This window comes from Pantoea sp. GM_Pan_3, from assembly GCF_026541045.1.
In the GTDB taxonomy this organism is placed as follows: Bacteria; Pseudomonadota; Gammaproteobacteria; order Enterobacterales; family Enterobacteriaceae; genus Pantoea; species Pantoea anthophila.
This window is the reverse complement of record NZ_JALNVA010000002.1, coordinates 436,471-448,806: the sequence shown is the minus strand read 5'-3', so window position 1 is coordinate 448,806 and position 12,336 is coordinate 436,471. Positions and strand designations below refer to the sequence as shown.

Annotated in this window: 12 protein-coding genes and 1 tRNA gene; 5 read left to right on the top strand and 8 right to left on the bottom strand. The window is 54.5% G+C overall.

From position 1 onward, the window contains the following. Positions 1-8: 8 nt before the first annotated feature. Positions 9-1,091 carry a thymidylate synthase gene (locus tag OXR04_RS09880; RefSeq protein WP_181161909.1) on the bottom strand — a complete coding sequence of 361 codons (1,083 nt, stop codon included), beginning with the start codon at positions 1,089-1,091 and terminating at the stop codon, positions 9-11. Continuing rightward, the gene (locus OXR04_RS09875) at positions 1,081-1,569 is read right to left on the bottom strand and encodes a nucleoside 2-deoxyribosyltransferase (RefSeq protein ID WP_161731759.1); all 489 of its coding nucleotides are present in this window, start codon (positions 1,567-1,569) and stop codon (positions 1,081-1,083) included. Before OXR04_RS09875 ends, OXR04_RS09880 begins: the two co-directional genes overlap by 11 nt. A gap of 272 nt (positions 1,570-1,841) precedes the next feature. Between OXR04_RS09875 and OXR04_RS09870 the strand changes: the two genes are divergently transcribed. Continuing rightward, the gene (locus OXR04_RS09870; protein WP_140028745.1) at positions 1,842-2,780 is read left to right on the top strand and encodes a LysR family transcriptional regulator; all 939 of its coding nucleotides are present in this window, start codon (positions 1,842-1,844) and stop codon (positions 2,778-2,780) included. A gap of 107 nt (positions 2,781-2,887) precedes the next feature. Here the strand turns inward: OXR04_RS09870 and OXR04_RS09865 are convergent. From OXR04_RS09865 to aspA, 6 genes are all read right to left on the bottom strand, one after another. Continuing rightward, positions 2,888-2,963 (bottom strand) — tRNA-Phe (locus OXR04_RS09865). A 107-nt stretch (positions 2,964-3,070) separates the two neighbouring features. Further along, positions 3,071-3,646 carry a transcriptional regulator gene (locus OXR04_RS09860; RefSeq protein WP_046101062.1) on the bottom strand — a complete coding sequence of 192 codons (576 nt, stop codon included), beginning with the start codon at positions 3,644-3,646 and terminating at the stop codon, positions 3,071-3,073. A gap of 64 nt (positions 3,647-3,710) precedes the next feature. Then, positions 3,711-5,423 carry a protein-disulfide reductase DsbD gene (locus OXR04_RS09855; RefSeq protein ID WP_267369713.1) on the bottom strand — a complete coding sequence of 571 codons (1,713 nt, stop codon included), beginning with the start codon at positions 5,421-5,423 and terminating at the stop codon, positions 3,711-3,713. After that, complete coding sequence (gene cutA, locus OXR04_RS09850; RefSeq protein ID WP_009092506.1) at positions 5,399-5,713, bottom strand: divalent cation tolerance protein CutA; 315 nt, start codon at positions 5,711-5,713, stop codon at positions 5,399-5,401. The genes OXR04_RS09855 and cutA overlap by 25 nt, the downstream gene beginning before the upstream one ends. 68 nt (positions 5,714-5,781) lie before the next feature. Beyond that, positions 5,782-7,083: an anaerobic C4-dicarboxylate transporter gene (locus OXR04_RS09845; protein WP_009092505.1), complete on the bottom strand. Its 1,302-nt coding sequence runs from the start codon at positions 7,081-7,083 to the stop codon at positions 5,782-5,784. A 111-nt stretch (positions 7,084-7,194) separates the two neighbouring features. Continuing rightward, positions 7,195-8,631 (bottom strand): aspartate ammonia-lyase, encoded by a 1,437-nt coding sequence (gene aspA, locus OXR04_RS09840; RefSeq protein WP_009092504.1) that lies wholly within the window; start codon positions 8,629-8,631, stop codon positions 7,195-7,197. A gap of 327 nt (positions 8,632-8,958) precedes the next feature. On the opposite strand from aspA, the gene OXR04_RS09835 reads away from it, so the two are divergent. The 4 genes from OXR04_RS09835 (at position 8,959) to OXR04_RS09820 (ending at position 12,308) form a co-directional block, all read left to right on the top strand. Continuing rightward, positions 8,959-9,420: an FxsA family protein gene (locus OXR04_RS09835; RefSeq protein ID WP_181161912.1), complete on the top strand. Its 462-nt coding sequence runs from the start codon at positions 8,959-8,961 to the stop codon at positions 9,418-9,420. A gap of 228 nt (positions 9,421-9,648) precedes the next feature. Beyond that, entirely contained in the window at positions 9,649-9,942 is a 294-nt protein-coding gene (locus OXR04_RS09830; protein ID WP_009092502.1) for a co-chaperone GroES, read from the top strand. A gap of 48 nt (positions 9,943-9,990) precedes the next feature. After that, a complete protein-coding gene (gene groL / locus OXR04_RS09825) occupies positions 9,991-11,640 on the top strand; it encodes a chaperonin GroEL (protein ID WP_009092501.1) in 1,650 nt (549 codons plus the stop codon). 320 nt (positions 11,641-11,960) lie between these two features. Further along, positions 11,961-12,308, top strand: coding sequence for a DUF4156 domain-containing protein (locus OXR04_RS09820; protein WP_009092500.1), 348 nt, complete (start codon positions 11,961-11,963; stop codon positions 12,306-12,308). Positions 12,309-12,336 lie beyond the last annotated feature (28 nt).

Sequence of the window (12,336 nt, the reverse complement as noted above, 5' to 3'; positions counted from 1 at the left end):
CTTTAAAACTAAGTGATTAGACTGCTATTTACCGGGTTCTTCATTGAGGTAAATGCCTGATAAAATTCATCTGAAATTGTGCTGACTGCTGCCAATGTTTCCTGGGATTTCCATTTCCTGCTCAGATATTCAAGTGCGGCAATGTGGAAATCACTATTGCCCAGCTCTTTGAGGTAATTATTGATAATGTCCCGATCGACATTTAGCTGCAGCGCATTATAAATTTTCAACAAGGTCGCGGCCTTTCTGAAAAAAGGATCGGCTATATTCTTCTCGATCTCAGACGAATTTTTAAAGTTGCCGTTTCGTGAAGCCTCTTCAGCCTGAAAAACCATTGCCAACACTTCATCAATATTTTCTGCACACGTGGTTATTTTGGTCGGGTTAATCTGGCATTCGTACATGCTTACCGGGTTCTTCATGCTGCTGATTTTCTCTGCAGTCGAGTAATGACGGTTATAGATATGGAATGTGCCTACATACCAGGATAACTTTCCGACTTTCCACCCAAGCGTATTAGCAATAATTTCGTGTAAAACGCTCCACTCAAAAAAATTAATGCCGCTGAATCCCCAGATGGCATCATTCGCGCGGACGGTAACATGTAAATCAAGATAACCGCCTCGCTGGATGAAGTGCAGCCAGTTATTACAGGGAACATCTTTTGTTTCCTGATAATCCGTTTCAGGATCAAAGATATTCATTACTGCACGTTTTGTCAGCGGATCTTCTCTAAGGCGATTCACTACTCCCTGCAACTGGTCTACTTTCCCTTTCCATTTGCGTAACCGGGGTCCGTAGGCTGCTCGCCAGGTCAGTGAGTCATCGGAATAGTCTTCTGCGCGAGGAAGATAATGTTTAAGGAAGTGCAGATCATCCCGTCCAGCGAGTACCCACATCGTTTCTGCAACCTGCGCAAAGACGTTATTATTTCTGTGGGGTAATACCAGGAATCGCTCTGTGGGATGGCTGATTTTGGTTAATGTAGAGAGAACTTCCCGTTGCTCCTGATCGCGTGAGCCAACATCGTTACCATTCATCATGATGTTATTTACGGTATTAACCAGCGCATGCGTAATATTACGATTCATGGGCGACCTCATAACCTAACTTCGCCATTTCACTTTCGATAATCTGAAAGGCATCTTCAACCTGCTGATAATCATAATGGCGACATCCATCACTGCCAGATATCATGGCTGAAACGTTTTTTTCATTTTTTCTGTAGAGCGTGATAACAGGAATACGCCAGCTGATTGCCGTCGCAATTTCATAACCTACTCCCAGACTTGGAGTTGTGACTTCAGCGACAACTACCTGGGAATGGCGCAGCCAGTGCAAATCACGGTCATGAATAAATTTGTCACCCAGGAAAGACTGACCACCATCAGATAAACTGTAATCACCCACGTGTTCGGTAATAACTTTACCGTAGCCCTTGAGCTTATTAATCAGTTTCGCGTAAACAGGAACATCATCCCGTCCGGCTCTGATTGAACCAGCAAAATAGATAACCAATCCATTGTCAATAACAGTTTCAGGCGAAAGGGTATGTACTAATTCACTCACGATGCTTCTCCATATAAGGGTTTCCTTTGACCAAAAAATAACAGTCAAGCTTTCAGTTTTTTGAAGGCTATAAAAAGAGTTTCATCCGGTTTATTAACGGAATTAATAAAGCCGGGGAGGTACTCTTACTATTTTGAAAATTTGACAAGCGACAGTGCCTTTCAGGTAATTTAACAATTCATTTTCATCAAGACTAAAATGCAGTGACATCATTGTAAATATAAGTAAAGGTACTTACACTAAGGAAAAAAATTCCACAATTGGAGGGGGGGATGGAAAGTCTGCGAGGTCTCAGGGCGTTTGTTTATACAGCTGAACTGGGCAGCTATGTTGCAGCGGCAAGGGTGTCAGGCATCTCTTCTTCAGCGATTGCAAAGAGCGTGGCGAAACTTGAAGACGAACTCGGGGTAAGGCTTTTTCATCGGACAACGCGCAGCATCGGTCTGACTGAAGAAGGGAATGTCTTCTATGAACGGTGTAAGTTCATCCTGAATGAGATTCGCGATGCCAGAGCTCTGATTGCCGAAACGCGCATCACGCCCTGCGGCAGATTACATATCAGCGTGCCGCAAATTTTCGGGCATTCCCTTTTGATGCCCATACTTCCACGTTTTATTGAAAAGTACCCTGATATACAGCTTGATATCGATTTTGAAGATCGCGTGGTGGATCTGATTGCGGAAGGAATAGATGTCGCGGTGAGAAGTGGTGAGTTGGCAGATAACCGCCTTGTGAGCAGAAAGCTGGGAGAGCAGTATTTTGTCGTCTGTGCCAGCAGAGAGTATCTAAAAACGCATGGCATCCCTTTGAACCCTGCTGATCTGGTCCACCATCGCTGCATACATTTCAAATATCCCTCAAGTGGTCGAATCGCCAGTTGGGCTTTCTCTGCCGATTTTGAAAACCTGGACCTTCCCAGGGATCTTATATTCAACAATACTCACGCTGGGTTGCGGGCAGCCATTGATGGATCAGGCGTAGCTCATCTGCCGGTCTATGTTGCTGAAGAAGCATTTGAAAAAGAATTACTCGTCCCTTTACTGACTGAATACATGCTGCCATTAGGATCGATGTCGCTAATCTGGCCTTCTAACCGCCATTTATCCTCGAAGGTCAGAGCATTTGTGGATTTTGTCAGCAGCGAACTGGTTCAGGGGAACTATTTTACGAACATCGGCAGTCAGACGCTGAGTGGGCCTGACGAAGCGTGAATTGAAGGGGATGGGCGAGCCACAGGAAGTGGCGAGTCTATTGAACCTTCGATAACGGGTTCGCTCTGAAAAGCAAAAACCCAGCCATAGGCTGGGTTCTTTAATTTTGGTGCCCGAACCCGGAATCGAACCAGGGACACGGGGATTTTCAATCCCCTGCTCTACCGACTGAGCTATTCGGGCAACGGGGCGCATTAAACCGTAAAGGCCGCAGGCCGTCAACGGCTTTCACTAAAAAACCCCGGGAAACGTGACTGATTGCCTGCTTTTCAGTCAAAAGGGGTAAAACCTCAGGCCAGCGCCCCGTTTTTGCGGCACAGCGCGATGTTGTAAACATCTTCCGCCAGGCGCTGAGCGGTGGCGACATCCTGCACGTTACGCTTCACCAGCAGCTTGCTCAGGCAGCCCTCAAGAATCAGCTCCATCTGGTCGGCGACCATGCTGGGGTTATCCAGACCCTGTTCCACCAGAATCTCATGGGTAAACTGCCAGGAGCCGCGTTTCTGCTGCTCGGCCAGCTGGTGAATGGGCTGATCGGGCTGCGGGTAGAAGCTGCAGGCGGCGATAAACAGGCAGCCCGGAAAACGCCCTTTGCTGACCTGTTCACTCAGGACTTCGTAGCGTGCCATCAGCTTCTGATCTGCCGACAGCGACGCATCCAGCAGGATCTGGCGACGCCAGGTTTCAATCTGCTGCCCGTGATAGCGCAGCGCATCGTAGAGCAGGGCGTCGCGGTCGGGCCAGAACAGCCGGAGCTGCTCTGAAGGTAATCCGGAACCCGCCAGGTTTTCCAATGAGAGGGTGGCGGCGAGGCCGTTCTGTTCAAGCACATTCAATGCATGCTCGAGTATCTGTTCACGCTGCAAGTGACTCTCCTCTGGTATGCAGGCCCGGCTGTTTTACCGGGCAAAGACCTGACTCCAGTGTTGTTTACGGGGTAAGTTTCTGCAAATGCGCGCGGAAGTCAGCGGCATCCAGAAACCCGGTGATACGCGAACCGGGGATTTCCCGGCCCTGCGCATCAAAGAACAGAATTGTGGGTAAGCCCAGCACCTGAAGATGCTGTAACAGTGCGTTGTCGCGAGCGTTGTTGTCGGTGACGTTGGCCTGCATTAGCTGCACCTGACGCAGGCTATCGCGCACGGCGCGGTCACTGAAGGTATATTTTTCAAACTCTTTACAGGCGACGCACCAGTCAGCATAGAGATCGACCATCGTGATGCGTCCGCGGGCCTGCTGCAGCGCACTGTCGAGCTGCTGCGGCGTCTGAAGGGTCTGGAACGGCAGAGGGGTTACCGCCTGCTGCGTGGCCGGTTCGCCAAAGGCCCAGTCCTGCAATGGTCGCGCACTGATCAGCGCAGCGGCCAGCATGACAATCTGCACCACGCGCCACTTACCGCTGCTGGCGCGCAGGCTGAGGCTGAACGCCCAGCCGAAGAACGCCACGCCGAGCAGGCTCCAGAGCCGCCATCCCCAGGCCTCGCCCACGATGCGCTCCAGCAGGAACACCGGCAGCGCCAGGATGACAAACCCGAAGCCCTCCTTGACGGTCTGCATCCACGGGCCGCTTTTCGGCAGCAGGCGGTTACCAAACAGGGTCACGGCGATCAGTGGCAGCCCCATCCCGACGGCATAGAGCCACAGCGTACCGGCGCCGGCCCACAGATTTCCGCTCTGCGCGATGTAGAGCAGAATGGCGCTGAGCGGAGCCGTAGTGCAGGGCGAGCAGATCAATCCCGCCAGCGCTCCCATCAGAAAGACGCCGGGCAGCGATCCGCCCCGCTGGCGATTGCTCCACAGGGTCAGGCGGGTTTGCAGACTGGCGGGCAGTTGCAGGGTAAACAGGCCAAACATGGAGAGAGCCAGCACGATAAACAGCAGCGAGAGCGTGATGAGCACCCAGGGATGCTGCAGGGCGGCCTGAAAACGCAGACCGGCTGCGGCGACCACCACGCCCAGCAGCGTGTAGGTCAGCGCCATCCCCTGCACGTAGACCATCGCCAGGGCAAACAGGCGTCCCAGCGAATAATGGCGCTGGCCGCCCAGGATAATGCCGGCGATCAGCGGGTACATCGGCAGCACGCAGGGCGTAAAGGCGACGCCGATGCCGATCAGCAACGCCCACAGTGGCGAAAAGGGCAGCGGACTGGCGGAGGCGGGCTGAACCTCAGCCGTAGGGCTGGCGGACGCTGGCGGGCTGTCTGCGGCTACCGCATTCAGCGGCACGGATCGCGTCTCCGGCGGATAGCAGAAGCCGGCAGCAGCACAGCCCTGATAAGTCACGCTGAGCGTGGCACCCGGGCCTGCCTGTTGCAGCGTCACCGGCAGCGTCAGATCCTGCGGATAGATCTCACTCTTGCCGAAAAATTCATCTTCATGCGGCTCGCCGGCAGGCAGCGTCAGCGGCGCGAGGGTCGCATTCTGTGGCGTGATGTGAATCTGCTGGCGATAGAGGTAATAGCCTGACTTCACTTTCCAGTGCAGGTTGAGCTGCGCGCCCTGCTGGTCGAAATCAAACGTAAAGGCCTGGTCGACGGGCACAAAGCGGCCGGTCACCGGACTGGAAAAGAGGGAAGCGTGCGCCTGCAGACAGACAAACAGCGTCAGCAGAAGCGTTATTAAGCGAGAGATGCGTGCAGCCATGACAAGTATTCACTGTCTCCATGTTGAACCGGCAGTGCCAGCAGTTCGGGCACGTCGTAAGGGTGCGCGGCTTTAAGCAGATCGCACAGCGCCTGCTGGTGATCGCTGTCGCACTTCAGCAGCATCTGCACTTCACTGCTCTGCTCAATCCGGCCCTGCCAGAGATAGCAGGAGGTCGCGCCGGGCAGCAGGGTAACGCAGGCCGCCAGCCTGGCTTCCAGCGCCAGGGTCGCAAGCTGTTGCGCCGTGGCCTGATCGGGGGCAGTACAGAGGATAACGACGGCATTCATCCTGTGACTCCTGTGTGATGAAAAGAGCGCCGATGATAGCACGCTCCCTTCATAACACGATGGCGGTGCTACAAGAGCAGTCCGCCAAAGATGAAGCCGGAAAGCACCGACAGCGCGATAGCGATAACGCCGGGAATGATAAAGGCGTGGTTGAATACAAACTTACCAATCCGGGTGGAGCCGGTATCGTCCATCTCAACGGCGGCCAGCAGTGTGGGGTAGGTGGGCAGCACAAACAGTGCCGATACCGCCGCAAAGGAAGCAATCGCGGTGAGCGGGGTGACGCCCAGCAGCAGGGCGGCCGGCATCAGTGCCTTGGTGGTCGCCGCCTGTGAGTAGAGCAGCATGGAGGCAAAGAAGAGCACCAGCGCCAGCATCCACGGATAGGTTTTCAGCGTGTCGCCCGCCAGTGTCTGAATCTCTGCCAGATGCGCTTTGACAAAGGTGTCGCCCAGCCAGGCGACACCCATCACACAGATACAGGCACTCATGCCGGACTTAAAGGTGCTGGCGCTGAGGATTTCGCTGGTGTCGAGTTTGCAGGTCAGGCTGATCAGCGTCGCGATGGTCAGCATAAACACCACAATCGCTTCGTTACGTGGCAGCGGCGGATCGGCGATCAGCCCGACGCTGGCGCTGGTGGCGGTGGCATAGAGCACCACAGCAATAATACCCGTCAGAAACAGCAGCACCGAGCGTTTCGCCCCCGGCTTCGGCTGGTAGACGCTGGCACCCCGCAGGGTAACTTCCCCTTTGGCGAGACGCGCCTGATAAACCTCATCATCTTTAAGCTCTTTGCCGAGGAAGTTAGTGACCAGCGCGGCCAGGAAGAGGCCCACCATCGTGGCGGGGATCGCAATCGCCAGCAGCGTGATGTAGCTGACGCCGCGCGGTTCCAGCAGCGTGGCAAAAAAGACCACGGCGGCGGAGATGGGAGAGGCGGTAATCGCGATCTGCGACGCCACCACCGCAATCGACAGCGGACGGGAAGGGCGCACGCCCTGCTCTTTGGCCACTTCCGCGATCACCGGCAGCGTCGAGAAAGCGGTGTGACCGGTACCTGCCAGCAGCGTCATCAGGTAGGTTACCAGCGGGGCCAGCAGCGTGACGTGGCGCGGATGTCGGCGCAGCAGGCGTTCCGCCAGGCTCACCAGATAGTCCATGCCGCCCGCCACCTGCATCGCCGCGATGGCGGCGATCACCGCCATGATGATCTCTATCACGTCGAACGGGATAGCGCCGGGTGCCATGCCAAAGCCCAGCGTCAGGATCAGTACCCCCATCCCGCCGGCGAATCCGATACCAATGCCGCCAAGACGTGCGCCCAGCCAGATCGCCATCAGGACGACAAGCAGCTCAACCACAAACATGAATCACTCCTGCAAAGTTAACCGGTGAACTCCGGGAATGCTGTGTACCAAAAAAAAAGGCACACCATGTTGATCGCGGTGTGCCTTTGGTTAACCCGCGTGGGTTAAACCCTATTGCTCGTTTTCATCGGTGTAGCGTTTTGCTTTATAAACCGGATACATCAGGTTCTGCACCGAGAAGATATCGTCCAGCTCACTCTCCGTCAGCAGGCCGCGCTCCAGCACCACCTCACGCACACTTTTCCCGGTTTCGGCACAGATTTTGCCGACGATGTCGCCGTTGTGGTGGCCGATGTAGGGGTTGAGGTAGGTCACGATGCCAATTGAGTTGAAGACGTAGGCTTCGCACACCGCGCGGTTAGCGGTGATGCCGTTGACGCACTTCTCCAGCAGGTTGTAGCAGGCGTTGGTCAGGATGCTGATCGACTCAAACAGCGCCTGGCCAATCACCGGCTCCATGACGTTAAGCTGCAGCTGACCCGCTTCGGAAGCCATGGTCACGGTGGTGTCGTTGCCAATCACCTTGAAGCAGACCTGGTTAACCACTTCCGGCACCACCGGGTTCACTTTGGCTGGCATGATGGAGGAGCCCGCCTGCAGCTCAGGCAGGTTGATTTCATTCAGGCCGGCGCGCGGACCCGAGGAGAGCAGGCGCAGGTCGTTACAGATTTTAGAGAGCTTCACCGCCAGGCGTTTCAGCGACGAGTGAACCATCACATAGGCACCGCAGTCGGAGGTCGCTTCAATCAGATCTTCCGCCGGAATGACCGGCAGGTTGCTGACTTCCGCCAGACGCTGCACGGCCAGATGCTGATAGCCATCCGGCGTGTTAAGACGGGTACCGATGGCGGTCGCGCCAAGGTTAACCTCCAGCAGCAGTTCGGCGGTGCGCAGAATGCTTTTGGTCTCTTCGTTCAGCAGCACGCTGAAGGCGTGAAACTCCTGCCCCAGAGTCATCGGCACCGCATCCTGCAGCTGGGTTCGGCCCATTTTCAGGATGGTCTGGAATTCATCGGCTTTGCGCTGGAAGCCTTCAGACAACTGGCTGATGCCATCAAGCAGTTTCAGCAGCGAACTGTAAACCGCGATGCGGAAACCGGTCGGGTAGGCGTCGTTGGTGGACTGGCACTTGTTTACATGGTCGTTGGGGTTGAGATACTGGTATTCCCCTTTCTGGTGGCCCATCAGCTCAAGACCGATGTTTGCCAGCACCTCATTGGTGTTCATGTTGACCGAGGTCCCGGCGCCGCCCTGATAGACATCCACGGGGAACTGATCCATACAGCGGCCCTTGTTCAGCACTTCGTCGCAGGCCTGAATGATGGTATCGGCAATGTTACGCGGGATGGTCTGCAGCTCTTTGTTAGCCATCGCTGCTGCTTTTTTTACCATCACCATACCGCGGACAAATTCAGGTATGTCACTGATTTTGCTGTTGCTGATATAAAAATTTTCAATCGCACGCAGAGTATGAACGCCATAATAGGCATCCGCCGGAACTTCGCGCATACCTAACAGGTCTTCTTCGATACGAATGTTGTTCGCCATGATAACCTTCTTGTTGTTGCCGCTAACCATCACAAAGGATGTGTTTATTTTGTCGTGGTGTGCCCGTGCCGACATATTATCCGTCTTCATAGAGGCGTGTGCGATCATATTCTGATGCCCGGGAAAAGCACGCATGCAGATCGCTAATGCTGCTGCCGGGTTAACGATATGTGAAGTTGGTTACAAAATTAACCCCGCAGGATAAATTTGACAGGATCGGTTGAAAAGGGCGGCGCGGGTGCCCATCTCTTTTCTTATCCTCCTCAGGATGAACGCTTTCTGCTGACCGGCACGCTGCCGTTCAGCCTCTACTTACAGGAGAGTACGGTGCGCTGGATACCGTTATTAGTCTTTTTTGTTCTGGCCTGGATTGAGATTTCACTGTTCATCCAGGTCGCGCACGTCATGGGCGTGCTGCTGACCATGCTGCTGGTGGTGTTCACCTCCTGCATCGGGGTCTCGCTGGTAAAAAATCAGGGCATGAAAAACTTCATGCTGATGCAGGAGAAGCTGGCGCGTAACGAAAGCCCGGCCACGGAGATGATCAAAAGCGTCTCGCTGATCATCGCCGGTTTCCTGCTGCTGCTGCCGGGCTTCTTTACCGATCTGCTGGGCCTGCTGCTGCTGCTGCCCCCGGTTCAGAAGCATCTCACGCTGAAGCTGATGCCCCATCTGCGCGTCTGGCGCGGGCCGGGAGCCGGACCGGACAGCGGCTACACGATGGACGGCGAGTTTGAGCGTAAAAACAGCGATCGCCTTGAGCATCACGACGATCACCAGGATCGTTAACCGCCATTGTCACCACTGAAAGCGCAACCTCCGGGTTGCGTTTTTTATTTGTGCCGTCGTCTGTTTAAAAAAGCATCACTTATGGCTTCCATAGAAAAAATTTGTTGTTAGCCCCCTTGAAAGCGGGTGGGGATGGCCCTATCTCACAGGTCACGAGGCCGGAAGCCATGCAGCCCGGTGTTCAACCCCAAAACTGAATGATTGGACTTCTCAAAGGAGAGCTATCACATGAAAATTCGTCCATTGCACGATCGCGTCATCGTCAAGCGTAAAGAAGTTGAAGCTAAATCAGCTGGCGGCATCGTGCTGACCGGTTCTGCAGCCGGTAAATCTACCCGTGGTGAAGTTCTGGCTGTCGGCAATGGCCGCATCCTTGAGAGTGGCGACGTTAAGCCGCTGGACGTGAAGGTTGGCGACGTGGTGATCTTCAACGAAGGTTACGGCGCTAAAACCGAAAAGATCGACAACGAAGAAGTGCTGATCATCTCTGAAAGCGACATTCTGGCGATTGTCGAAGCGTAATTTTTTCGCGTAACTCACTGAACGAAACGAATTTAAGGGACAATTGAAATGGCAGCTAAAGACGTAAAATTCGGTAATGACGCTCGCGTAAAAATGCTGCGTGGCGTGAACGTACTGGCAGATGCAGTAAAAGTTACCCTGGGCCCTAAAGGCCGTAACGTGGTTCTGGATAAATCTTTTGGTGCACCGACCATCACTAAAGATGGCGTGTCCGTTGCGCGTGAAATCGAACTGGAAGACAAGTTCGAGAACATGGGCGCGCAGATGGTGAAAGAAGTGGCCTCTAAAGCGAACGACGCTGCAGGCGACGGCACCACCACCGCGACCGTACTGGCGCAGGCTATCATCACCGAAGGTCTGAAAGCCGTTGCCGCGGGTATGAACCCGATGGACCTGAAGCGCGGTATCGACCAGGCCGTTGTGTCTGCCGTTGAGAAACTGAAAGCGCTGTCTGTACCTTGCTCAGACTCTAAAGCGATTGCGCAGGTAGGTACTATCTCTGCTAACTCCGATGAAACCGTGGGCCAGCTGATTGCTCAGGCGATGGAGAAAGTGGGTAAAGAAGGCGTGATCACCGTTGAAGAAGGCACCGGCCTGCAGGACGAGCTGGATGTGGTTGAAGGTATGCAGTTTGATCGTGGCTACCTGTCACCGTACTTCATCAACAAGCCAGAAACTGGTGCGGTTGAACTGGAATCGCCGTTCATCCTGCTGGCTGACAAGAAAATCTCTAACATCCGTGAAATGCTGCCCGTGCTGGAAGCCGTTGCGAAAGCCGGTAAACCTCTGCTGATCATCGCGGAAGATGTTGAAGGCGAAGCTCTGGCAACGCTGGTGGTCAACACCATGCGCGGCATCGTTAAAGTGGCTGCGGTTAAAGCACCAGGCTTCGGCGACCGTCGTAAAGCCATGCTGCAGGATATCGCTATCCTGACCGGCGGTACCGTCATCTCTGAAGAGATCGGTATGGAGCTGGAAAAAGCTGCGCTGGAAGATCTGGGTCAGGCAAAACGTGTTGTGATCAACAAAGACACCACCACCATCATCGACGGTGTGGGTGAAGAGACCACCATTCAGGGCCGTGTTACCCAGATTCGTCAGCAGATCGAAGAAGCGACCTCTGACTACGACAAAGAAAAACTGCAGGAGCGCGTCGCGAAACTGGCAGGCGGCGTAGCCGTTCTGAAAGTGGGCGCAGCCACTGAAGTTGAAATGAAAGAGAAGAAAGCGCGCGTTGAAGATGCACTGCACGCAACCCGTGCTGCTGTCGAAGAAGGCGTGGTTGCAGGTGGTGGTGTGGCGCTGGTTCGCGTTGCAGCACAGCTGTCAGAGCTGCGTGGTCAGAACGAAGACCAGAACGTCGGTATTAAAGTTGCGCTGCGCGCGATGGAAGCACCACTGCGTCAGATCGTCTCTAACGCCGGTGAAGAGCCTTCTGTTGTGGCGAACAACGTGAAAGCGGGCGACGGTAACTACGGTTACAACGCGCAGACTGAAGAGTACGGCAACATGATCGACTTCGGTATCCTGGACCCAACCAAAGTGACCCGTTCTGCGCTGCAGTACGCGGCCTCTGTTGCGGGTCTGATGATCACTACCGAGTGCATGGTTACTGACCTGCCAAAAGGCGACGCACCTGATTTAGGCGCTGGCGCTGGCGGTATGGGTGGCATGGGCGGTATGGGCGGCATGATGTAATTGCCGTTGACTGCCTGAGTCACAAAAGAACCCCCGACCGGAAACGGCCGGGGGTTTTTCTTTTGGGCAGGAAAATAGTATAAGTAGTGGCGCAATCGTACGTCTTTCCTCCTGATATTTCCCGTTGTCTGCACGCTGTCTGCAGTTGTCCGGCTGAATTCACTGATGTTCAGTTCATTCTTCAGGCAGGCAGAGTCGCCGAGACGTAACATGAAATATTGAGGGGATATAACGGGATTAAGGCAATGAATGTGCAGAAAAAAGTGCTTTTTTTCTGCTACGCTGCCACCCGACTCTGATGATAATAAATGGGGATTACAATGCGGATTAACCTCTTGCCCGGACTGACGGCTGGCGTGTTATTGCTGGCGGGCTGCAGCAGCTCTACGCAACTCTCTTCAGCAGGCGAGCGCGTGACGTTTACCGATCAGCAGCCTGCCAGTTCCTGCCAGCTTCTGGGCAACCTTACCGGCTCACAGAGCAACTGGCTGAGCGGTGCAGGCGGCGAAACCAGCGCACTGCGCGGTGCAGCCAATGACCTGCGCAATCGCGCCGCGGAGATGGGCGGCAACGTGATTTATGGTGCCACCAGCCCGACACAGAATCTGCTGTCTGCGTTCGCGCCTCTGGACAGCAAAATGACCGGTCAGGTCTACAAGTGCCCATAATGTGGCATAGGTAGTACAGCGAATCTCA

Bases quoted from the DNA above. Each gene is read 5' to 3' on its own strand.
- OXR04_RS09880 (WP_181161909.1), bottom strand. From the start codon at position 1,091: ATGAATCGTAATATTACGCATGCGCTGGTTAATACCGTAAATAACATC.
- OXR04_RS09870 (WP_140028745.1), top strand. From the start codon at position 1,842: ATGGAAAGTCTGCGAGGTCTCAGGGCGTTTGTTTATACAGCTGAACTG.
- OXR04_RS09855 (WP_267369713.1), bottom strand. From the start codon at position 5,423: ATGGCTGCACGCATCTCTCGCTTAATAACGCTTCTGCTGACGCTGTTT.
- cutA (WP_009092506.1), bottom strand. From the start codon at position 5,713: ATGAATGCCGTCGTTATCCTCTGTACTGCCCCCGATCAGGCCACGGCG.
- OXR04_RS09845 (WP_009092505.1), bottom strand. From the start codon at position 7,083: ATGTTTGTGGTTGAGCTGCTTGTCGTCCTGATGGCGATCTGGCTGGGC.
- aspA (WP_009092504.1), bottom strand. From the start codon at position 8,631: ATGGCGAACAACATTCGTATCGAAGAAGACCTGTTAGGTATGCGCGAA.
- OXR04_RS09830 (WP_009092502.1), top strand. From the start codon at position 9,649: ATGAAAATTCGTCCATTGCACGATCGCGTCATCGTCAAGCGTAAAGAA.
- groL (WP_009092501.1), top strand. From the start codon at position 9,991: ATGGCAGCTAAAGACGTAAAATTCGGTAATGACGCTCGCGTAAAAATG.
- OXR04_RS09820 (WP_009092500.1), top strand. From the start codon at position 11,961: ATGCGGATTAACCTCTTGCCCGGACTGACGGCTGGCGTGTTATTGCTG.